Consider the following 23,337-nt stretch of genomic DNA (forward strand, 5'->3'; position numbering starts at 1 on the left):
TTATCAATTCACCCGGTCAATGTCCGAGCTTCATCACTTTCAATATCTGCCGCCTGTTGCCCTGGATGATCTCCAGGTAGTAGATGCCTGCGTTGTAATTGCCGCCCAGCAATATGGTGGTGTTAGGCGCAATGTTGCCGCGTGTTTCAACCAGCGCGCCGTTGCTGTTGTACACTCTCAGCGTAATAGGCTGCGGGTGTTTGCTGGCCATCACCACCACGAACTGGTGGAAGGCCGGGTTGGGAAGCGCGGTCACTGCAAGGCCATCGCCATGTGTCCAGGGTTTGTTGCCTGGTACCAGCACCTGCGCGGTGGCGGTGTCTGCATTACCGGATGCGTCTGTTGACGTAACGGTGATGGTGTAGAACCTGCCATTGCCCAGCGGGTTACGCGTTGCGCGCAGCTTCACGGTATGATCGTTCACGATCTCCCAGTCCGGCGTGCCATAGTCCGGCTCGTTGCTGGTGATGCTGATCGTGTTGCTCACGGCGTTGCAGTCGTTTACATGGTATTGCAGGCTCACGGTGTGCAGCCTGTTGTCCGGAACGGGCAGGATGGACGGGGTCACCGCTATGTCCGATATCTGCGGCGGCACGGTGTCGCGCAGTTGTATGGCGAAGATGCAGGTATCCGATCTGCCGCCTGCATTGGTAGCGATGATCTGCACCGGGCTGTTGTGCTGCACCCTGCTGCCGGGCGCGGGAAACTGCGCCAGGCTTACGCCGGCCGGATCGCTGATGATCGCCAGGGAACGATAGTCCGGCAACAGGGCCGAGCAATCTGCATCCCCGTTCAGCTGCTGGTCTCCCGGGCAAAGTATTTCCGGCGGCAGGTTGGCGGAAAGATTGGAAATAACGCTTTCGTTGTGATACCGGTCCAGCGCGGTAACCGTATAGTAGTAAGTGGTATTGGGCAATGCGGTCGTATCGGTGAAGGAAGTGGCGGCCGTATCGGTAACGGCGAGTATGTTCTCCATCGCATCTGTATTCACGACAGGGTCTTCCGAACGGTAGATCACGAATTGCCTGGCGCGGTTCAGCTGGTCCGCCGGGTCGCCGGTGTGCGACCAGCTAAGCTGCACATTATCGCCCGCGGGGTTGGCGTTAACCGCTTCCGGCGCAATGGGCGCAATGCTGTCCCGCCAGGGCATGGCCGGCAGCAATGCGGGCCTTGCATAAAAATGCAGGCGCAGCGAATCGCGGAAGTTCTTGCGGTTGTTGCGCAGGCTGTTCGTATTGTAAACGGATTGCCCGAAAATATGGGCATGCGCGCTGTCGCGGTTCATTCTCAGCTGCCGCGGTATCTGCGTGGAATCCTGCCAGGCCGCGCCCTGCGCCAGGTCGCCCACTTTATACCCGGCAAGCCCGATATAGATATGCCTGCCATTGGCCTGGTTGTTCCACCAGGGAACGATAGCCCCGTAATTCGCGCCGGGCTGCCCGATCCACCAGTATACCTGCGGCATGATGTAGTCCACCCAGCCTTCCTGGAGCCACCGGCGCGTGTCTGCAAACAGCGTGGTATAATGCTCCAGCCCCGAGGTGGGCGTGCCGATGGCGGGATTGGTGCTGTTCCGGTAAATGCCGGAAGGGCTTACGCCGAATTTCACCCAGGGCTTGATGGTTTTGATGCTGTCGTATACACGTTGTATGAGCAGGTTCACATTATCCCTCCGCCAGTCTGCCTTCACGGTAAAGCCGCGCGGGTAGGCCGCGAAAGTGGAATCGTCGTTATAAGGCGTAGTACCGGCCGGTGCGGCGGGTGGATAGAAATAATCGTCGAAGTGGATGCCGTCCACATCGTAGCGTTGCACGATGTCGGTGATCACGCGCATGATATGGTCGCGCACTTCAGGCAGGCCGGGGTCCAGCACCCGCAGGATGCCCTGGCTCAGCAGCCATTCGGGATGCGCCCGGGTAACGTGGTTCTCCGCGAAGTTCGGGATGTTCGCGCTGTTGCTCGCCGCGCGGTAAGGGTTCAGCCAGGCGTGGAATTCCATGCCCCGCTTATGGCATTCTTCGATAGCAAAAGCCATGGGGTCCCAGGGCTCGGCGGGCGCAACGCCCTGGCGGCCTGTAAGGTCCGCGCTCCAGGGCTCGATGGCGCTGGGATACATGGCGTCGCACTGGCTGCGCATTTGTACATACAGCACATTCATGCCGGTGGCCTTGTGATGGTTTGCGATGGTGATGAAGGCGGCCCTTTGCTGGGCGGGCGTCTGTGTTCTGTTCGGCCAGTCTATGCCGGTAAAAGTGGCCACCCAGGCGCCGCGCAGCTCTCTTTTGAGGGACTTTTGCGCGGACGTTGCCAGCGGCAGCAGGCTGCAAAGCAGCAGGATACGTAGAATTCGAGGCATTGGGGAATGATTTTGGTTGAATAACAGGATCGTTTCCAGTATAAGAGCAACTGGCGGACTGTTACCGTTATCCTTTCCCCTGTTTTCTGCGAAAAAAAGGCCGCCTTCCTGCGAAGACGGCCCCTGCCATTTCCAATATACGGACCCGCACTATCTATGGGGAAGCTGTGCTATCCTGCTGTGCTGCGCGGCGGTCAGCACATTTCCTTTCGTCACCTCCCAGATGGCTTCCTGGGCTACGGCTTTGCTATGTTCGTCCGCAAGGGCCTTTTCGCCGAGCGTCAGCATCACGGTCACCAGGTCCGCATCCCGGGTAACAGGGCCGATGCGGTAGCGGTCTCCCGAAACAGTCACTTTACGGTCTGCATTGAGGCAGAACAGCGACAGGTTGTAAGCTACGGTGGCGCCCGCGGGAATGGTAAGCGTTTCGCTGCGCGCCAGCAGGCCGTTTTGCGTGGCCTTGTTCTCCGAGATAAAAATGAGCCCTGCGGGCAGCGTTACCGTTGCCGGGGCGGCCGTATGATTGCGCAGGCGAAGGCAAAGGCGCACCAGCTCCCCGGCGCCGATGGCGCAATGCTCCTGGCTGGCCTGGCACTCGCAGCTGCGGTAATCGTAGCCTTTAATTTCATTGCGTACTACACTGACGCCTTTGGGCAGCTTGTAATCCGCGCCAACGGGAACTTCCGCGGAAGCGCCGAGGCCTGCTTTCGTATTGGGGAGGGTGATGGTCTCTTCCGGGGCCGGGCTGGCCTTTTCGATCCGCTTGCTGCATGCGGCGAGCAGCAACGTTACACACACAAGCCCGGTAAACAACTGGGTTAACTTATTCATTTCAATTCATTTTGTCGCCGCAAAGATCGGATACTCCCGGCTACCGGCAGGTACGCCAAACGGATAAAAACCTACGCGGAACGGAGTTAACAATATTAATCTTTCAGAATGTTTTGAAATTTCAAAATCTTATAATAGATTTGTATCGTCAAACAGCAACCTATGAACACGCTGGCTTATCTCATCTATTTCATCATCACCGGTTTCATTACCATATGGGTGGGCAGGCGGTTCTATAGCAACGGCAGGCTTTTTATCCTCAATCTTATGCGGCAGGACGTTGGGGTTACCGACGCCATCAACCGCATCCTGCTCACCGGGTATTACCTGCTCAACCTGGGTTATGCCGCGCTCATGATCAGCACCTGGGAAACCATTACAACCTATACCGGGCTGCTGGAGAGCATCACGCGGATGACCGCCCGCATCATTCTTACGCTTTCGGTGATCCATTATTGCAATATGGCGGCGATTTACATTTTCAGCAAAAGGAAAAATACATTCACTCATTTATAAATGCAGTATCATGCAAACAACATTCAACTTCCTCGCCTATCTCATTTACCTCCCCGTAGTTATTGTGCTTACCTGGTATGTGGCGCATATCCTGTTCAGGAACAGTAAAGTATTCATGCTCGACATTTTCGGTGGCAAAACCGATATAGCCGGGGCTACCAACCGCCTTTTCGAAACGGGGTTTTACCTGCTCAACCTGGGCTGCGCTTTTTATATCATGACGATCGGCACGGACATTAACCAGACGCGCACCATGCTGGAGCTGCTGAGCACCAAGATCGGCGGGTATTGCGTGTACCTGGGCATCATGCTTTTCCTCAATCTTTACCTCTTCTTCCGTGGCAGAAGAGTGGCCCGGCAAAAAATGAGGCTGGCTGAAGCGGCCGCCCAGCTAAGGTCACAGCCTTAGAAACGGTCCAGCGGGAATTGCCCGCCTTTTCAAAGGAAGCCGGTTGCCCGCCAACAACCGGCTTTTCCGTTCCCCGCTTCCCATCGCGGCCAGGCGTTGCCGCCAAACCTCCGCCAGCGGCCGATTTCCGTTCACCGGCAGCCTGGCGGTTACTCCCGCAAAAGCCTGCACGAATAGCCCGATCCCCTGAAAATTCAGGAAACCTGCCCGCCAGTGCGAGATTATCGTTATCTTTACATATTACCTATATTAACAAAAGTATATATACATTGTATTTTCACGAATTTGATTTTGACGACGATTTACTGGACGGCATAGATGCGATGGGCTATACAACCGCTACACCAGTACAGGAGCAAGTAATCCCCATAATTTTATCAGGCAGGGACCTCATCGCCTCTGCGCAAACGGGAACCGGTAAAACGGCCGCCTTTCTGCTCCCCACCATTCAGAACCTCCTTACACATACGCACGACGCGCACCAGATCAATTCCATGATCATCGTTCCCACCAGGGAGCTGGCTGTTCAGATCGCACAGGCGCTGGAAGGAATGTCTTATTTCACCAATATCAGCTCCATTGCTGTTTATGGCGGTGGCGACGGTGCTTCTTTCGCTAACGAGAAAAAAGCGCTTTCCTCCGGGGCGGATATCGTGATATGCACTCCCGGCCGCATGATCGCCCACCTCAACATGGGCTACGTGAAGCTGGAAGGCCTTAAATACCTGGTGCTGGACGAGGCGGACCGTATGCTGGACATGGGTTTTCACGATGATATCGAAAAGATCATCTCTTTCCTTCCGAAAGAACGGCAAACGCTGCTCTTCTCCGCCACCATGCCCGACAAGATGCGGAAGCTGGCGCTGAAGATCCTCAACAACCCGGAACAGGTGAACATCGCCATTTCCAAACCGCCGGAAAGGATCAAACAGGAAGCGTATGTTGTTACTGAAGAACAGAAAGTGCCGCTGGCGAAGCATATTCTTGGCAGCAGGCAGAAAGAAAGCGTGATCGTTTTCTGCTCCCGCAAGCAGAATGTGAAGCAGCTGACCCAGGTGCTGAAACGCGCGAAGTTCTCCGTAGACGAGATACATTCCGACCTGGAGCAGGCCGAGCGCGAGCAGACGCTGCTGAACTTCAAGAATAAAAAACTGAACATCCTCGTGGCGACAGACATCCTGAGCCGCGGTATCGATATTGAGGATATAGACCTGGTGATCAATTACGACGTGCCCAACGACGGGGAGGATTACATCCACCGTATTGGCCGTACTGCAAGGGCCGCCACCGACGGAACTGCATATACTTTTATCAGTCCCAAGGAACAGGGCCGTTTTTCCCGCATCGAGCAGCTGCTGGGCCACGCGGTTACCAAAGCGGCGGTACCGCCCGAACTGGGCCCCGCGCCCGAATACCAGCCGAAATTCCGCGGCGGCGGAGGCGGCCATGGAGGAGGCGGAGGCGGAAAAGGCAAGCCGAAGAACGGGAAACGCAGGAACTTCAAGCCGAATCCAAACAAACAGAACTCAAATCCAAACAGACCGGATAGAAAGCCATAAGATCATTCTTATGGCTTTTTTTTATGCTGTACCTCCCCGCACCGGTGAAGGCAGATAACAATTCATGTCCCGGCTTCTCCCCTCCTAGAAAATATTAATAAAAAAAATTGACGCAGCCTGTCCGGATTTTTGCTGCGGATGGTACTATATTTAAAAAACAGACACACCATGAAAAAGTTCCTGTTACTGATCCGGGAAGACCTGGAGCGCATGAAGAACATGACCGAAGCCGAAATGCAGGCGGACATTGCGAAGATGACCCGCTGGGCCGAGCAGCTGGCTGCCTCGGGCAACCTGCTGGGCGGCGAGCCGCTGGAAGCGGACGTACGGTACGTAAAGAAGGCGCATATTGCAACGGACGGGCCTTTCGCCGAATCGCGCGAGAGCGTTACCGGCTATATGCTCATACAGGCGGAAAGCCTGGAAGAAGCCGCCGCCCTCGCCGCCGCCTGCCCTTCAGTGACAGACGAAGAAATAGCGATAGAAGTAAGACCTTTGATGGTACATGAGTGAAACTGATTCCATGCAATTGACCGGGCTCCTGCAGCAGCTCTACCGCGCTCACTTCGGGAAAATGGTGAGCCACCTGCTGCTGCGTTACAGCAGCCTGCAGCTTTCCGACGCGGAAGACCTGGTGCAGGAAGCCTTTACCGCGGCCTCTGCCGCCTGGCGAAAGAACATACCTGAAAAACCGGATGCATGGCTTTATGCCGCCATCCGCAACCAGGCTTCGCGCTTCAGGCTGCGCAGGCAGGGCCATGTGCCGCTGGAGCACCTGCCCGCCGATCCCGTTGCAGCCACAACAAATGAAGACGGCGACCTTCACCTGCTCCGGCTCCTGTTTGCCTGCATGCACCCGCGCTTTGCCGCCAAAGTGCAGCTGGTTACCGCGCTGCGTTACGTGTTCGGCCTCCAGGTGCAGCAGATCGCCGCGCTGCTGGCCACGGAAGCAGACAGTATCTCGAAGATCATCTACCGCCAGCGGCAGCAGCTCAAAAGCGGCGATATCGCTTTCAGGAGCGGGTTTGTATGGTGGAGCGCGGGCAAGGTGGACCTTGCGCTGAAAGTATTGTACGTCGTGTTTACCGAAGGATGGAAGATCAGGGAAGAACGCCTCTGCGAAGACGCGCTCAGCCTGACCCGCGAAGTGATCCGCCGCGCAAGGGTTTCCGTGCCCGACGCCAAAGCCCTGTATGCGCTGATGCTCTTCCAGCTCTCCCGTTGGGAAACACGCACGAACGAGGCCGGCGAGCTGCTGGAGCTTGAAAAACAGCAAAGGCAATTATGGAACCGGGATATGATCAAAGTAGCGACGGATTACCTGAAACAGGCCAGCACCGTGCCTGCGCCGTCCACTTACATTATAGAGGCTTCTGTCGCCTACCTGCACGCCATCGCCCCGGGCTTCGCGCAAACGCCCTGGCAGCAGATCGCGAACCTCTACGCGCAGCTGGAAGAAATGGCCCCCTCTCCTTTCGTAAGGCTAAACCAGGCTGTGGCGCTGCATTTCGCAGGACAAACAAGAGTTGCTTTAGATATGATGAAAGCACTGGAACAGCAACCTTTCATGAAACATCACCACCTGCTGCATTGCAGCATGGCGCGCATTTATATGGACGGAGATAATAAACCGCTTGCTTTGCAGCATTATCGCAAAGCTTTATGGGGCAAGCCTTCGCCGGAGGAAGAAACGTTCATTCGCGGGAAGATCAAAGCATGCCTTCAAACGCCCTGACTGCGGGCCTTTTCAGTTCTTTCTTTGATAGTGTCCAGCACCAGCTCCCAATGTTTTTCATTGTTCTGGTACACGGTCTCATTCGGAAAATTGCTGTGTTTGACGGTGAGGCGCGTGCCTGTCTCGATAGGTTCCAGTTCCATGCGCACCAGCGTGTAGTTCTCCGACTGGTCCGGCACTCCGCTGAAAGAACTGTAATAGGTATACTCAAATACCTTGTTTTCATCCAGCACTTCGATCGTGCCTTTGTCTTCATACGGCTTCCCTTCCCACTCCCCGGTGAACCGGATGAGGCTGCCCACTTTCCAGTCGCTGATAGCGTTGGTGCCGAAAAGATATTCCTTCATACCCGCCGGGGTGGTGATGAATTTCCACACTTCAGGCACCGGGGCGGCAATATCTGTCGTTTTATTCACTACAAAGTCCTGTAACATATGGTTCCGCGTTTGTACAGGAATATGAACAACAAAAACCGGTCCTTTTTGCAACCGGTTTGTAAAAATACATTATGCAGGGCCCGCAGGTTTAATTACCTTCGCGGGTATGAAAGCGCTCTGCTTCCTGTTAAGCATATGGATCATTCTCTGTTCAGGCACGCCCTGTGCGGACGGGCATGTGCATGACGATTCCGGGAAGGAGACCATGGCTTACATTCATATGCCCATCACCGAACAGGAAGCCGGCGTTGACCTGTGCTCGCCCTTCTGCTCCTGCTACTGCTGCGCAGTGACCATCACCATCCCCGTTACCACCGTATTCTTTTCCCGGCCTATACCCCTGGCTGAGATCCCGGATATGTATATCTGTCCCCCTGCGGCGGACTTCACCGCTATTCCCTGGCAGCCGCCCCGTTTTTCCTGATCATCTTCGTGCAGACCAACCCTTTTTAACGTATATGGCCATACGCTGTATTGACGTGCATATGCGCCGTTAAATCCTGTTTTTAATAATGCTGAATAAGATCATCAGGTTCTCGATACAAAACAAGCTGATCATCGGGTTGATGACCCTGGCATTGATTGCCTGGGGCGTGTATTCCCTCACCCGCCTGCCGGTGGACGCTGTGCCGGACATTACCAACAACCAGGTGCAGGTGATCACGCAAAGCCCTTCCCTTGCGCCGCAGGAGGTGGAACGGCTGATCACCTTCCCCGTGGAGCAAACCATGGCCGTGATTCCCGAGCTGAAAGAGATCCGTTCCATTTCCCGCTTCGGCCTTTCCGTGGTTACCGTTATATTCCACGACGATGTGGACATTTACTGGGCGCGCCAGCAGGTGAACGAAAAGCTGGGCGAAGCCAAAAGCCGCATCCCGCCCGGCATCGGCGATCCTGAAGTATCGCCCATTTCCACCGGCCTGGGTGAAATTTACCAGTACGTGCTGCACCCGAAGCCCGGCTTTGAAAAACAATACAATGCCATGGAGCTGCGCAGCATACAGGACTGGCTGGTGCGCCAGCAATTGCTGGGCACGCCCGGCGTGGCGGAGGTGAACAGCTTCGGTGGCCGGCTGAAACAGTACGAGATAGCCCTGGACCCGGACAAGCTGGCCGGTTACCGCATCGGCATCAACGATGTGTTCACCGCGCTGGAGAACAATAACCAGAACACCGGCGGCGCGTATATCGATAAAAAGCCAAACACCTATTTCATCCGCAGCGAAGGCCTCATCGGCTCGCTGGAAGACATCGGCATGATCGTCGTTTCCCGTACCTCGCAAGGTTTTCCCGTGCTGGTGCGCGATGTGGCCGAAGTGCGCTTCGGCGAAGCCGTCCGTTACGGCGCGCTCACTCACGCGGACGGTAAAAAAAGCGGCGAAGCCGTGGGCGGCATCGTGATGATGCTCAAGAATGAAAATGCCAGCACCGTCGTAAAAAGCGTAGAAAAGCGGGTGGAGCAGATCCGCCGGTCGCTGCCCGACGGCGTGGAGCTGGAAGTATACCTCAACCGCAGCGACCTCGTGGGCCGTGCGTTGGGAACCGTGAGCAAGAACCTCATAGAAGGCGCGCTGATCGTGATCTTCGTGCTGGTCCTTTTCCTCGGCAACCTCCGCGCCGGGCTCATCGTGGCCTCCGTGATCCCCCTGGCGATGCTGTTTGCCATCAGCCTCATGAACGTGTTCGGCGTATCCGGCAACCTCATGAGCCTCGGCGCCATCGACTTCGGGCTGATCGTGGACGGCGCAGTGATCATCGTGGAAGCCACCATGCATCACCTGGGCCTCAGCCCCCTGAAAAGGCTCACGCAAAAGCAGATGGACGAAGAAGTGTACACCTCGGCCAGCAAGATCAGGAATGCCGCCGCTTTCGGGGAGATCATCATCCTCATCGTATACCTGCCCATCCTTGCGCTGGTAGGCATTGAAGGGAAAATGTTCAGGCCCATGGCGCAAACCGTGAGCTTCGCCATCCTGGGCGCTTTCATTTTATCGCTCACGTATGTGCCAATGATGAGCGCACTTTTCCTCAGCAAAAACGTGGAGCACAAACGCAATTTTTCAGACAGGATGATGGATTGGCTGCAGCGCCGTTACAGTCCCGTGATACGCGGCACGCTGCGCAGGAAAACGCTGACGGCCATAGTGGCCCTGCTGCTGTTCGCCGCCAGCCTTGTTACCTTTTTCCGTTTAGGCGGCGAGTTTATACCCACGCTGGAAGAAGGGGACCTTGCCATCGAAATGCGCCTGAGCACCGGCCGGTCGTTGTCCGAGTCCATAGACAAGATCAACCTTGCATCACAATTATTGCTTAAGGAATATCCTGAAGTGAAGGAAGTGGTGGGCAAGATCGGCTCCGCCGAAATACCGACGGACCCCATGCCCATGGAAGCTGTGGATGTAATGGTACTGATGAAGGAAAAAAGCGAATGGACCTCCGCTTCCACCCGCGAAGAAATGGTGGGTAAAATGCAGGAAACGCTTGAAGCCATTCCCGGCGTGAGCTTCGGGTTTTCCCAGCCCATCCAGCTGCGCTTCAATGAGCTGATATCAGGCGTAAGGCAGGATGTGGGCGTGAAGATATTCGGCGAAGACCTTCAAACCCTCACCAGTCTCAGCGAACAGGTGGGCAGGATCGTGAGCGGAACCGAAGGCGCCAAAGACCTTTACCTGGAAAAGATCACCGGCCTGCCGCAGATCGTTGTGCGCCTCAACCGCGTTCAACTGGCTAAATACGGCCTGAGCGTGGCCACCGCCAACCAGGCGCTGAATGCCGCATTTGCCGGGCAAAGCGCCGGGCAGGTGTACGAAGGCGAAAAGCGGTACGACCTCGTGGTGCGTTTTAACCAATCCAGCCGCGAAAGCATCAGCGACGTGCGGAACGTATTCGTGAGCACCCCCGACGGGCACCAGGTGCCGCTGGACCAGCTGGCGGAGATCACCTACTCCCCCGGCCCCAACCAGATACAGCGCGAAGCCGCCAAACGCAGGATCATCACCGGCTTCAACGTGCGCGGCAGGGATATTGCCAGCGTCGTAAAAGAAGTGCAGGAAAAAATAGCCCGCGACATTAAGCTGCCGCCGGGGTATTTCATCACTTACGACGGGCAGTTCGAGAACCTGCAGGAAGCGCAGCGGCGTTTATCCATTGCCGTGCCTATCGCGCTGGCGCTTATTTTCCTGCTGCTTTTCTTCACGTTCGGTTCAGTGAAACAGTCCCTGCTCATTTTCACCGCCATTCCCATGGCCGCCATCGGCGGCGTGTTTGCCCTTGTGCTGCGCGGCATGCCTTTCAGTATTTCCGCCGGCGTGGGGTTCATCGCTCTCTTTGGCGTGGCGGTGCTGAACGGCATCGTGCTGATCGCGGAATTTAACCGCCTGAAAAATGAAGGCATGACGGACCTGGAAAAAATTGTGCTGGAAGGAACACGGCTAAGGCTGCGGCCCGTGCTCATGACCGCTGCCGTGGCATCGCTGGGCTTTTTGCCCATGGCGCTTTCGGGCAGCGCCGGCGCGGAAGTGCAGAAGCCGCTGGCCACCGTGGTGATCGGCGGGCTGGTCACCTCCACCCTGCTCACCTTGCTGGTGCTGCCGGTGTTCTATTTGTATTTCGAAAAGATCAGGTCAAAAACAGGTCATATGAACAAGTTGATGTTATTGCCATTGCTGGTGCTCCCATTCTCCGCAGGAGCGCAGGAAAAACCGCTCAGCCTGCCTGAATGCATCAGCGCCGCCGTTCAGCAGAACCGCGGCATACAGGCCGCGCAGATGGACGTGAATGCGGGCCACCAGCTGCGCGCAGCCGCGCCGGAGATCGCCAAAACGGAGCTCAGCCTGCAATACGGCCAGTACAACAGCTACGTAAAAAACGATAACAACATCGGCATATCACAGAAGATACCTTTCCCGACCCTGCTGGGCGCGCAAAGCAGTCTTGCCGGCGAAAACGTGAAAAGCAGCGAGCTGCAGCTGGCTTCAGACAAGAACAATCTCATTTTCCAGGTGAAAAGCGCCTGGCACCAGCTGCAATACCTGCTGGCACTGCAGCACAAGCTGGAAGAGCAGGACACGGTGTATGCCCGCTTCGTGAAGGCCGCCGGCGTGAAGCTGCGCACCGGCGAAAGCAACCTGCTGGAACAAACCTCCGCGCAAAACCAGCAGCAACAGCTGCGCACACAGCTGCAGCAGGTGAAGGCGGACGTGCGGCTGTACCTTACACGCCTGCAAACGCTCATGAATGCCGCTGCGCCCGTGAACATACAGGAAGAGCCGCTGCGCGCGCTCAGCATGGATGCTGCAGACTCCGCCGCCGTGGCGCAGAACCCGGGCCTGCTCTGGTACCGGCAGCAGGCCGTGGTAGCGGAAAAGCAGCAGAAGGTGGAAAAGAACCGCCTCCTGCCTGATATCACCGTCGGCTTTTTCACGCAAACGCTCAACGGCACGCCGCTGAATGCTTCCGGCATGCCGCTGGCCAATCCGGGTAATCGGTTTAACGGGCTGGAAGCAGGCCTTTCCATCCCCTTGTGGTTCAGGCCCCAGGCAGCGAAGATCAAAGCCGCGGGCATGCACCGCCAGGCAGCGGCTTTCCGCTACGAGCAGCAGCAGCACAACTACTCCGGCATGTACAACGAAAGTCTCCAGGAAACCCTCAAATACAGGGAATCCCTTCAATACTACGAAACCTCCCTGCTGCCGCAAACGGACCTGATGATCGGTCATGCCGGGAAAGCCTACGCCAACGGGGAGATCGGGTATGTGGAATACCTGCAGAACCTGCGCACATCCATGGGCGTGCAGCAGCAGCATCTTGAAACGATCAATAACTACAACCAGCGTATCCTGCACCTGCAATACCTGGCCGGCAACAAACCTGAATGAACATGCAACGACTACTGATCATATTTTTCGCCGCCGCGCTTGTTTCCTGCGGCAACGCATCCAAACCTTCCGGGGCCGACAGCACGGCCGCCGAAGCGCATCATGAAGAATCCGTCGTGGAGCTGACGCCCGCGCAGGCCCGCACCATCGGCCTGCAAACCGCGGTCGTGGAAAAACGTTCCCTCAGCGGTTCCATCAAAGTGAACGGCATGCTGGACGTGCCGCCGCAACAGATGCTCAGCATTTCCACGCCTTTCGGCGGCATCCTGCGCAACACCCAATTGCTGGAAGGTTTCTGGGTTAAAAAAGGACAGGTGATCGCGGAAATGGAACATCCCGATTATATCCAGCTGCAGCAGGATTACCTGGAAACAAAAGCGCAGCTGGGCTTCCTGGACCAGGAGCTGGAAAGGCAGCAGGAACTGAGCCGGGAGAACGTGACCGCTAAAAAGACGCTTCAGAAAACAGAGGCAGACCACCGTACGCTGAAAGTGCGCATGGAAGGGCTTCGCCAGAAGCTGCTGCTCATGAACATCGCCATCCCGAACCTCGAAAAAGGCACGATCATCCGCGCCATTCCCGTGATAGCGCCCATCAGCGGCTACGTAACGAAGGTGAACGCCAACATCGGGAAGTTTGTGAATGCGAACGAGCCCATGTTCGAAATCGTAGACACCGAACACCTGCACGCCGAGCTGACCGTGTTCGAGAAAGACATTCCCCGCCTGAAGATCGGGCGCAAGGTGCGCTTTGTGCTGTCCAACGAAACAGAAGAACGCACCGCCACCATCCATCTCATTGGCCGGGAAATAGACAGCGACCGCACCATCCGCGTGCATTGCCACCTGGACCGGGAAGACAAGGAGATGATGCCCGGCACCTATCTTAAGGCCTGGGTGGAAACCGGCGCGGCGGAAGTGCCTTCCCTGCCCGATGAAGCCATCGTGATGGAAGGGGACAAATACTACGTGTTCATGGCCGAAGAAGAACCTCATCATTTCAAACGCCTGGAAGTAGGCGCCGGCATCAGCGGCAACGGGTACACGGAAGTGATATTGCCCGAAGGAACGCCCGCCGGTGCGCGGTTTGCCGCGAAAGGCGCCAACGACCTGATGGCTAAAATGATGAACAGCGGCGAAGAAGGCCATGCCCATTGACCCGTTTTTCGCGGTGATTTATTGCAGGCTCTGTTTTTTTAGCCTGCAATAAATTTTTCTATTGGGGTGCTTCACGTTATTTTTGCGGGATGCAAAGCGTATTCCAGCATAATTCTGTCGTTATCACCGGCGCTTCTTCCGGCATAGGAAGAGCCCTCGCCATTGCATTTTTGCAGGCGGGCGCCAGCGTTTCCGTGTGCGCCCGCAACCGGGAAGCCCTGGAGGCCCTGGCGGCGGAAGCAGGCAGCGATGCGCTGCATACCTTCGTGGCGGACGTGAGCCGCGAAGAAGAATGCAAAGCATTCATAGACAGCATCCTGAACCGCTTTGGTAAAATAGACGTGCTGGTCAACAACGCAGGCATCAGCATGCGCGCCCTTTTCAAAGACACGAGCCTGGAAGTGCTTAAATCCCTGATGGACATTAACTTCTGGGGCGCCGTGTACTGCACCAAATTCGCCCTTCCGTCCATCATCGCCAACAAAGGCACGATCGTGGGCGTTTCGTCCATCGCCGGCTACCGCGGCCTTCCGGGGCGCACCGGTTATTCCGCTTCCAAGTTTGCGATGCAGGGTTTCCTGGAAGCCCTCCGCACCGAAAATCTCCATACAGGCGTTAACGTGATGTGGGTATGCCCCGGCTTCACCGCCTCCAACATCCGGAACACCGCGCTCGATAAAACCGGGCAATCGCAGAAAGAGACCCCGCTGAAAGAAGACCAGCTGATGAGCGCCGAAGATGTGGCCCGCCATACGCTGCGCGCCATCATCCAGCGGAAACGCACCCTCATACTCACTACCCAGGGCAGGCTCACCGTGCTGCTCAGCAGGCTGTTCCCCGCCTGGGCAGACAGGCTGGTGTTCAACCATTTCAGGAAAGAGCCCGGCTCACCCCTCGAAGCCTGAAAACTGGTCCTCATTTTGTTATGCATCCCTTTTTTTATCGCTCTTTTGCACGTTTACACTGAATAATTGATTTTCTTTGCACAGGATTTTACAACACCCCTGTGGTTTACAGCTTCGGCTCTATTAGATATGCCCATTATCACACTGACATCTGACATTGGTTTGCAGGATTACCTGACAGGCGCCATCAAAGGGCTGTTGCTGCAACATTGCGCGGATGCACAGGTGGTGGACATTTCCCACCACATTTCCCCCTTCAACCTGCCGCAGGCCACCTACATCTGCCGCAGCGCCTTCCGTTACTTCCCTGACGGAACCTATCACCTGGTGCTCAACAACCTGTTCGACCGCAAAGCGGATTACCTGCTGCTGGGCCGTCACAACAACCAGTTCATCCTCTGCGCAGACAATGGCCTGCTCACCATGATAGCCGGGGAAATGCCCGCCGAGGTATACCGCATTCCGCTGGACCCCGCCGAGAACCGCAATACGCTGAACATGGTGGCGGTGATGGCCAGGGCCCTGGCCCGCCTCACGAAAGGCGCCGCCCTTTCCGAAACCGGCACGCTCACCAGCGAGATCACCATTAAAAACAACCTGCAGCCCCTTACCGGGGAAGATTATATCGAAGGGCAGATACTGCATATCGACAATTTCGAGAACGTGGTGGTGAACATCACCCGCGGGCAGTTCGACGAGCAGCGCAGGAACCGCAAATTCGCCATCCTGTTCCGCCGCGACGAAATGATCACGCAGATCAGCGAAACCTACGCGGACGTGCCTGAGGGCCAGAAGCTGGCGCTTTTCAACTCCGCCGGTTACCTTGAAATTGCCGTGAACAAAGGGAACGCAGCCGGTCTGTTCGGCCTGCAGGGCTTCCGCCGCGACCAGTTGCAGCAGGGCGCCTACCAGCAGCTTTCCTTCTACCAAACCGTCAGAATCCTGTTCGAATAATGATCCGCATCGTGAAACTTACCATGGCCCCCGAGCGGGGCGCCGATTTTGAGACCCTTTTTGCCGAAAGACAGGAAGCCATCCGCCACTACCCCGGCTGCAGCCACCTGGAATTGTGGAAAGACCGCAGCCATGCCGGCGTTTATTTCACCTACAGCATCTGGGACGGGCCGGAGTCCCTGGACCATTACCGCCACTCCCCTTTGTTTGCGGAAGTATGGGCGGGCATTAAAGGCTGGTTTACAGGCAGACCCGAGGCCTGGAGCCTGGACGATAAAACGCCCCGGCTGCAATAAAAAGCGCAGTAAAAAGTTAAAGTATTTATAAAAAGTTAAAACTGTTGCTCACATTAGCTTAATTGGTTACTTTTTCTATTTTTGTCGGAATTATCTAAAACAACCTTATGTATTTTAACCGGATTAATAACATTACGGGCTGGATAGTGTGTATTATTGCCTGTACTGTCTATTTAATGACCATGGAAGCCACGGGAAGCCTGTGGGATTGCGGGGAGTTCATTTCCGCGGCCTATAAAGTACAGGTGCCCCACCCCCCCGGTGCCCCCCTGTTCGTGTTGTTGGGCCGCATCTTCACCCTGCCCTTCAAACCTTCCGAAGCTTCGCTCGGCATCAACATCATGAGCGCCCTGGCCAGTGGTTTCACGATCCTGTTCTTATTCTGGACCATCACGCACTTCGCCCGCCGCATTTTCAGCAAGAACGGCGAGGAGCTCACCCAAAAACAGATCCACGTGGTGATGGCTGCCGGCGCGGTAGGTGCGCTGGCCTATACTTTTTCCGACTCTTTCTGGTTCTCCGCTGTGGAAGGCGAGGTATACGCCATGTCTTCCCTCTTCACCGCCCTCGTTTTCTGGGCTATGCTGAAATGGGAGCATGAAGCGGACACCAAATACGGCGACCGCTGGATCATCTTCATCGCTTACATGATGGGGCTTTCCATCGGCGTCCACCTCCTGAACCTGCTCACCATTCCCGCGATGGTGCTCATATATTACTTCAAACGCGGCAAGAACGTATCCGTGAAAGGCGCTTTCTGGGCGTTCGTGCTCGGTTGCGTGATCACCGGCCTGGTGCAGAAATTCATTATACAGGATACCATTAAAGTATCCGGTATGATGGACGTGTTCTTCGTGAACAGCCTGGGCCTGCCGTTCTTCTCCGGTTTCACCTTCTACTTCCTGGCCATCATCGCCCTGCTGGTATACGGTTATTTCAAACCCGGCAAGATCGGCCTCTACGCGCCGCTGATCATCGTTTCCTCCCTGATCATCTTCCCGGCGTTTGCAGACGGCGACAGCGGCGGCATCCGCGTGCTGCGCTTCGTGATCGGCGCCGCCGTGCTCTTCATCCCCTACATGCTGAAACTGTTCGGCGTAGAACTGAGCGGCGCGGGCATGAAACGGGCAGTGCAGCTGGTCAATTCCTCCATTTTCTTCGTGCTCATGGGTTACTCCACTTACGTAACCACCATGATCCGTTCCTCCGCGAACCCTACGGTGGATATGTATAACGTAGACAACCCGGTGTCTCTCGTAGGTTACCTCGGCCGTGAGCAGTACGGCGACTTCCCGCTGATCTACGGCCAGGTGTTCACCGCGCGCCCCGAAAAATATGAGGAGAAAGGGAACATCTACGCCCGCGGCAACAAAGAATACATTGTAGTCGGTAAAAAACAGGTACCTGTTTACAATCCCAAAGACATGATGCTGTTCCCCCGCGTGTGGGACGCCAGCAACGACCAGGGACACGCCGATTTCTATAAAGCGCATCTCGGCCTGAGGGACGGCGAAGCGCCTACCTTCGGCGATAACATCAGCTTCTTTATCCGTTACCAGGTAGGCTTCATGTACCTGCGCTACTTCGGCTGGAACTTCGTGGGCCGCCAGAACGATACGCAGGGCTTTGGCAACCCGAGGGACGGTAATACCGTTTCCGGTATACCTTTCATAGACAGCTTCCTCTACGGCGACCAGGGCATGATGCCGGACAGCCTGAAGAACAACAAGGCGCACAATACCTTCTTCTTCCTGCCGCTCATTCTCGGTATCATCGGTTTCCTTTTCCATTACAACCGTCATAAAAAAGACGCGCTCATTGTTGGCGTGCTCTTTTTCTTCACCGGTTTCGCCATCGTATTATATCTCAACCAGGCAGGCAACCAGCCCCGCGAGCGTGACTACGCCTATGTAGGCTCCTTCTACGCCTTCGCGATCTGGATCGGCCTGAGCGTGCTGAGCCTCTACCAGTTCTTCCTGAAAAAAGCCCCCAAGCTTCCCAAGCCCGGTGTGATAGCCGGCGTGCTGTGCATGCTGGGAGCGCCTGTGCTCATGGCGCAGCAGGGCTGGGATGACCACGACCGTTCCAAAAAAGTGCTGGCAAGGGATGTTGCGCGCGACTACCTTGAATCCTGCGCGCCGAACGCCATCCTGTTCACCGTAGGCGACAACGATACTTACCCGCTGTGGTATGCGCAGGAAGTGGAAGGCATCCGCCCGGATATCAGGGTGATCAACCTGAGCCTGCTGGGTGTGGACTGGTACATTGAACAACAGACCAAAGCCACCAACAACAGCCCGGCCATTGCCATGACGCTCAGCGCGGACAAATACCGCGGCGAGAACCGCAATTACGTGATGCACTACGACAACGGCAAAGTGCCGCAGGACCGCTTCTACAACCTCAAGGAAGTGATCAACTTCCTGGGTGAGGACAACCCGGCCGCCAAAGTGCAGCTGCAGAACGGGGAGTTCGTGAACTACCTGCCGTCCAAACGCCTCTTTATACCGGTAGACGCAGCCGAAGCCGTGAAGAACGGTACGGTAGACATCCTGGACAGCGGCCGCATTGCCCCGCAGGTGCCGTTTGAAGTGTCGAAAGACGTGATCTACAAGAACGACCTGGCCGTGTACGACATCATTGCCACCAATGCGTTCAAACGCCCGATCTATTTCACCGGACCGGTAGACCTTGGTTTCAACGAATTCCTTTCTGTTGAAGGCCTGACCTACCGCCTTGTGCCCACGCGCAGGCTGCCGTCAGACGAAATGCTGCCAGGCCTGAACGACCAGGTGAACACCCGCCGCATGTACGAAAACCTCATGAACAAGTTCGTATACGGCAGCGTGAACATCGAAGGCGTGTACTTCGACGAGCCTAACCGCCGCATGCTGCAAACCATCCGCAACGCTTACACCAAAGCAAGCGTGGCGCTGGTGAAAGAAGGCGACAAAGAAAAAGCCCTTAAGCTGCTGCACCGCCAGGATTCAGTGTTCCTGCCCGGCAATATGCCTTACGCCATGACCTCCCCCGGCAATATGCACAACCTGTGGAGCATGGAAATCGTATACGCGTATTACATCGCGGGCGACAATAAAAAAGCGGAAGAGATCTCCGGCCAGATCATCAAGGACCTGGAGCAGCAGATGCGCTACTACCGCGCCCTGCCTGCTAACAAGTTCACCAACGACCTGCAGGACGATGCGCAGCGCGCAGAACGTTTTATGATGATGCTGAAACAATGGAAAACAGACCTCGGCGCCGATACCAGCCGCCGCGGCGAAATTGGCAGCGGCCAGATCAATACCGTGCCAGCCCCGGCGCCCGCCCAGGACAGTAATAAGTAATCAGGTTCAAATTGGAACATATAAAAAGCTCCCGGTAATGCCGGGAGCTTTTTTGTTATGCTTTGCGGAGGTTTCCTGCCGGGCATTAAAAGCTCCCTTACGCCAGCTTCGTCGCCCCTCCTGCACAATTCCCCCGCTGCTCCTCGCAATGACGGGCTTTTTTCCTGTAGCGCTATAGGCGGTCCCCCAGGCTGGCAGCCATAAAAAAACGCCGGAAGTTTCCTCCCGGCGCTTTCTTAATATTAATTTTCCTATAACTTTTCGATCATTTCCCGCACATTCTTCACGCTCTGGGTGATCTCAGGCACGCTGTTGAACCAGTTGTGCTCGTATTCAGCGGAGATCAGCCCTTTGAACTTCTGCGCTTTCAGCTCCTGCAGAACGGCCTCCACGTTGCTTACGCCGGTGCCCCAGATCACATCGTGCGCCTGGCGGCTCTTTTCGTTCATGTCTTTGAAATGCAGGCTGTAAATGCGGCCGTTGAGGGTTTTCATGCACTCAACGGGATCCAGGCCGGAACGAACCCAGTGGCCGATGTCCGCACAGGCGCCTATGTACTGGCTGCGGCCTTTCATGGCGGCGGTCACACTGTCCGGATGCCAGTAGTGGCTCGGTTTCGGGTGGTCGTGGATGGCCACTTTGATCTTGTATTCGTCCGCCAGGCGGGACACGATGTCCAGGTCTTCCACGCGGGGCTCGGAGGTGATGATCTGGATCTTCATCGCTTTGGCGAATTCGAACAGCTGTTTCCAGTCCGCTTCGCTGCGGGGGCTCACCACGCCGAAGGCCACGAGGGTCTTTTTCTTGGATTTCAGCAAGTTCTGCACTTCTTTCTGTTTGGCTGCATCCATTTTGAAGTCCATTTTGCCTTCAATGCCGCCCCCGATCGTTTGCCCCGGGTAACATTCCACATACTGCAGACCGCAGGAATCCAGCTTGTCCAGCGCTTCGGCCAGGGTAAAACGGTTGAAAGAGTAGGCCTGGGCGCCCAGTTTCCAGCCCAGCTTCGCTTCCTTTTTCTGCGCAGCGGCAGGCATTGCGTACACCAACGCAGCCATACCGAGCGTCAGCAGGCCTTTCCGTAATGTTCTCATAGACGTGTATTTTAACATTTAGCTTTTAATTAAAATGTATTTCTGACACGAAAAATAACAGCCTTTTCCGGATTTTGCAACACCGCCGTGACAAACGGTGCTGTATTTACTTTTTACGTAATTTCGGTGAAGATATGAAAGGCTTTATTTTCTCCAGGTATGATCCTTCCGAAAACAGTCAGTCGCCGTTTGACAAGTTACTGGACATTTTCACACAGCTGCTCACCTACACGAGCGGCGACGTGGCGGAAGCCCTCCAATGGCTCACCGAGCTGGACAAAGAATACCAGCTTAGCAACAACGAATATGGCATCGGGGATTTTATACAGGACCTGAAAGACAAGGGATACATCCGTGAGAACGAGGAAAAGGGCAGCTTCGCCATTACCTCCAAAACGGAGCAGACCATCCGCAAACGTGCGCTGGAAGAGATCTTCGGCAAGCTGAAAAAATCCGGCGTGGGCGACCACAACATCCGCAAATCCGGGCAGGGCGACGAATTGAACGCTGAAACGCGGCCCTACGCATTTGGCGACGCGCTGGAACAGATAGACATGACCGCTTCCATCCGCAACGCGCAGATCAACCACGGCATCGAGGCATTCAGCATGCAGCAGGACGATCTGGAGATCCGGGAAACCGATTTCAAGACGCAGACCTCCACCGCGCTGATGATAGACATCTCCCATTCGATGATCCTCTACGGGGAAGACCGCATCACCCCAGCCAAAAAGGTGGCCATGGCCCTCAGCGAGCTGATCACGACGCGTTACCCGAAAGACACGCTGGACATCATCGTGTTCGGCAACGACGCCTGGCAGATCGAGATCAAGGACCTCCCGTATTTGCAGGTCGGCCCCTTCCACACCAATACCGTGGCGGGTCTTGAGCTGGCGATGGACATCCTGCGGCGCCGCCGCAATCCCAACAAACAGATCTTCATGATCACGGACGGGAAACCCACCTGCCTCAAGCAGGGCAAACAATATTACAAGAACAGCTTCGGGCTGGACAGGAAGATACTCAACCGTACCCTCAACCTGGCCGCGCAATGCAAGAAGCTCAAGATACCCATCACCACTTTCATGGTGGCTACGGACCCGTGGCTGCAGCAATTTGTCAACGAATTCACAGAAACCAACAACGGTAAAGCATTTTTTTCAGGCACAGATAATCTGGGACAATTCCTGTTCTACGATTTTGAAAGCGGAAAAAGGAAAAAGTTATAAGTATGGAAAAGATCAGGACGCTCGGCGAACTTAAGAAAAGCGGTTATGTACACAGGTCTGTAAAGGAAGAGCTCCGGCAGAACCTCATTGCCAAACTCAAAAAGAAAGAGACCACTTTCCCCGGCATTATCGGCTACGACGATACCGTGATACCGGATACGGAAAGGGCGCTGCTTTCCCGTCACAATATCCTCTTCCTCGGCCTGCGCGGCCAGGCTAAAACGCGCATGGCCCGGCAGATGACGGACCTGCTGGATGAATTCATCCCCATTGTGGCGGGCTCTGAAGTGAACGACAGCCCCTTTGCCCCGCTCAGCCGCTATGCGCGGGACCTGGTGGCGCAGATGGGAGACAAAACGCCCATTGAATGGATCGGCCGCGATGCGCGGTACGGCGAAAAGCTGGCCACGCCCGACGTGTCTGTAGCAGACCTTATCGGCGACGTGGACCCCATCAAGGCGGCCAATGAAAAGCTGAGCTATGCGGACGAACGGGTGATCCATTTCGGCATTATCCCGCGCAGCAACCGCGGCATTTTCGTGATCAACGAGCTGCCGGACCTGCAGGCGCGCATCCAGGTGGCGCTCTTCAATATCTTACAGGAAGGCGATATACAGATACGCGGCTTTAAAGTAAGAATGCCGCTGGACATGCTGTTCGTATTCACCGCCAACCCCGAAGACTACACCAACCGCGGCGCCATCGTGACGCCGCTGAAGGACCGTATAGAAAGCCAGATCATCACCCACTATCCCAAAACGCTGGAAAACTCCCTGCTCATCACCGAACAGGAAGCCGCCATCCATGCGGAGCAGCAGGCCGTGGTGAAGATGCCCGACATCGTGAAAAGGATCATTGAACAGGTGGCATTTGAAGCCAGGGGCAGCGAATACGTGGACAAAAAGAGCGGCGTATCGGCCCGCCTTACCATTGCCGCGTTCGAGAACGCGGTGAGCGCCGCCGAGCGCAGGGCCATCCTCAACAAGGAAAAGAGCACCTACGTGCGCATCAACGACCTCCAGGGCATTATTCCCGGCATTACGGGCAAAATAGAGCTGGTATACGAAGGCGAGCAGGAAGGGCCTTTGCAGGTAGCATTGAACCTGCTGGAAAAGAGCCTGCGCACCCTTTTCGCGCAATATTTCCCGAACCCGGATACTTTCAAGAAAAGAAAGGCCGGCGCGGCGGACACCAATCCGTACCGCCCCGTGATCACCTGGTTCGACCAGGGGAATTCCCTCCAGCTGCTGCAGGATACGACGGACAAACAATACGAAGCCGCCCTCAACAAAGTGACCGGCCTGCCGGAACTCGTGAAGCGGCTTTTCCCCCAGGCGGGCAAACAGGAATCGCTGCTGATGATGGAAATGGTGCTGCATGGCCTTTCCGCCTACAGCCTGCTCAGCAAAAAAACGCTGGAAAAAGAAACCCGCTTCTCCGACCTGCTGGGAACGATGATGAATTTCAGCACCTCTGCGGACCCGGAGGAAGAAGAAGAATTGTAATACCGGACCAGATATCGGGAAAAAGGAGCGGCCATCCGCTCCTTTTTCCTTTTTAAAGAAGCACTTGCACTGTAACAAGAATTTTTTATCTTGTCAGAGTAACACTTATTACTCCACGTCAAAAAAACAG

The 23,337-nt window shown here is 55.7% G+C and carries 18 protein-coding genes; 14 read left to right on the plus strand and 4 right to left on the minus strand.

Going from position 1 to position 23,337, the window contains the following annotated elements:
* Positions 1 to 16: 16 nt before the first annotated feature.
* Positions 17 to 2,356, minus strand: a complete 2,340-nt coding sequence (locus ACTJIK_RS18020) for a family 10 glycosylhydrolase (RefSeq protein ID WP_440648624.1) — start codon at positions 2,354 to 2,356, stop codon at positions 17 to 19.
* A gap of 150 nt (positions 2,357 to 2,506) precedes the next feature.
* The gene (locus ACTJIK_RS18025; protein ID WP_440648626.1) at positions 2,507 to 3,187 is read right to left on the minus strand and encodes a hypothetical protein; all 681 of its coding nucleotides are present in this window, start codon (positions 3,185 to 3,187) and stop codon (positions 2,507 to 2,509) included.
* 162 nt (positions 3,188 to 3,349) lie between these two features.
* Between ACTJIK_RS18025 and ACTJIK_RS18030 the strand changes: the two genes are divergently transcribed.
* The 5 genes from ACTJIK_RS18030 to ACTJIK_RS18050 all read left to right on the plus strand — a co-directional run bounded on the left by ACTJIK_RS18030 (position 3,350) and on the right by ACTJIK_RS18050 (position 7,406).
* A complete protein-coding gene (locus ACTJIK_RS18030) occupies positions 3,350 to 3,703 on the plus strand; it encodes a hypothetical protein (RefSeq protein WP_440648628.1) in 354 nt (117 codons plus the stop codon).
* A 10-nt stretch (positions 3,704 to 3,713) separates the two neighbouring features.
* Positions 3,714 to 4,112, plus strand: coding sequence for a hypothetical protein (locus tag ACTJIK_RS18035; RefSeq protein ID WP_440648630.1), 399 nt, complete (start codon positions 3,714 to 3,716; stop codon positions 4,110 to 4,112).
* A gap of 269 nt (positions 4,113 to 4,381) precedes the next feature.
* Positions 4,382 to 5,671, plus strand: coding sequence for a DEAD/DEAH box helicase (locus ACTJIK_RS18040; RefSeq protein ID WP_440648632.1), 1,290 nt, complete (start codon positions 4,382 to 4,384; stop codon positions 5,669 to 5,671).
* A 168-nt stretch (positions 5,672 to 5,839) separates the two neighbouring features.
* A complete protein-coding gene (locus ACTJIK_RS18045; RefSeq protein ID WP_440648634.1) occupies positions 5,840 to 6,184 on the plus strand; it encodes a YciI family protein in 345 nt (114 codons plus the stop codon).
* Between the two features lie 10 nt (positions 6,185 to 6,194).
* Complete coding sequence (locus ACTJIK_RS18050; RefSeq protein ID WP_440648636.1) at positions 6,195 to 7,406, plus strand: RNA polymerase sigma factor; 1,212 nt, start codon at positions 6,195 to 6,197, stop codon at positions 7,404 to 7,406.
* On the opposite strand, the gene ACTJIK_RS18055 is transcribed toward ACTJIK_RS18050, so the two are convergent.
* Positions 7,394 to 7,840, minus strand: a complete 447-nt coding sequence (locus ACTJIK_RS18055) for an SRPBCC family protein (protein WP_440648638.1) — start codon at positions 7,838 to 7,840, stop codon at positions 7,394 to 7,396. The genes ACTJIK_RS18050 and ACTJIK_RS18055 overlap by 13 nt on opposite strands.
* A 109-nt stretch (positions 7,841 to 7,949) precedes the next feature.
* On the opposite strand from ACTJIK_RS18055, the gene ACTJIK_RS18060 reads away from it, so the two are divergent.
* From ACTJIK_RS18060 to ACTJIK_RS18090, 7 genes are all read left to right on the plus strand, one after another.
* Positions 7,950 to 8,267 (plus strand): DUF6660 family protein, encoded by a 318-nt coding sequence (locus ACTJIK_RS18060; RefSeq protein WP_440648640.1) that lies wholly within the window; start codon positions 7,950 to 7,952, stop codon positions 8,265 to 8,267.
* A gap of 88 nt (positions 8,268 to 8,355) precedes the next feature.
* A complete protein-coding gene (locus tag ACTJIK_RS18065; RefSeq protein ID WP_440648642.1) occupies positions 8,356 to 12,720 on the plus strand; it encodes a CusA/CzcA family heavy metal efflux RND transporter in 4,365 nt (1,454 codons plus the stop codon).
* 2 nt (positions 12,721 to 12,722) lie between these two features.
* A complete protein-coding gene (locus tag ACTJIK_RS18070; RefSeq protein WP_440648644.1) occupies positions 12,723 to 13,877 on the plus strand; it encodes an efflux RND transporter periplasmic adaptor subunit in 1,155 nt (384 codons plus the stop codon).
* An 89-nt stretch (positions 13,878 to 13,966) separates the two neighbouring features.
* Positions 13,967 to 14,782, plus strand: a complete 816-nt coding sequence (locus tag ACTJIK_RS18075) for an SDR family oxidoreductase (RefSeq protein WP_440648646.1) — start codon at positions 13,967 to 13,969, stop codon at positions 14,780 to 14,782.
* A gap of 129 nt (positions 14,783 to 14,911) precedes the next feature.
* A complete protein-coding gene (locus tag ACTJIK_RS18080) occupies positions 14,912 to 15,736 on the plus strand; it encodes an SAM hydrolase/SAM-dependent halogenase family protein (protein WP_440648648.1) in 825 nt (274 codons plus the stop codon).
* Positions 15,736 to 16,032: a putative quinol monooxygenase gene (locus tag ACTJIK_RS18085; RefSeq protein WP_440648650.1), complete on the plus strand. Its 297-nt coding sequence runs from the start codon at positions 15,736 to 15,738 to the stop codon at positions 16,030 to 16,032. The genes ACTJIK_RS18080 and ACTJIK_RS18085 overlap by 1 nt, the downstream gene beginning before the upstream one ends.
* A gap of 182 nt (positions 16,033 to 16,214) precedes the next feature.
* Positions 16,215 to 19,379 carry a DUF2723 domain-containing protein gene (locus ACTJIK_RS18090; protein ID WP_440648652.1) on the plus strand — a complete coding sequence of 1,055 codons (3,165 nt, stop codon included), beginning with the start codon at positions 16,215 to 16,217 and terminating at the stop codon, positions 19,377 to 19,379.
* A gap of 251 nt (positions 19,380 to 19,630) precedes the next feature.
* Here the strand turns inward: ACTJIK_RS18090 and ACTJIK_RS18095 are convergent, their stop codons facing one another.
* On the minus strand, positions 19,631 to 20,473 hold the full coding sequence (locus ACTJIK_RS18095; protein ID WP_440648654.1) for a sugar phosphate isomerase/epimerase family protein: 843 nt from the start codon (positions 20,471 to 20,473) through the stop codon (positions 19,631 to 19,633).
* Between the two features lie 134 nt (positions 20,474 to 20,607).
* On the opposite strand from ACTJIK_RS18095, the gene ACTJIK_RS18100 reads away from it, so the two are divergent.
* A complete protein-coding gene (locus ACTJIK_RS18100; protein ID WP_440648656.1) occupies positions 20,608 to 21,702 on the plus strand; it encodes a vWA domain-containing protein in 1,095 nt (364 codons plus the stop codon).
* A 2-nt stretch (positions 21,703 to 21,704) separates the two neighbouring features.
* A complete protein-coding gene (locus tag ACTJIK_RS18105) occupies positions 21,705 to 23,207 on the plus strand; it encodes a magnesium chelatase (protein WP_440648658.1) in 1,503 nt (500 codons plus the stop codon).
* The last annotated feature ends 130 nt before the right edge of the window (positions 23,208 to 23,337 follow it).

Source organism: Chitinophaga sp. 22620, assembly GCF_052044405.1.
In the GTDB taxonomy this organism is placed as follows: Bacteria; Bacteroidota; Bacteroidia; order Chitinophagales; family Chitinophagaceae; genus Chitinophaga.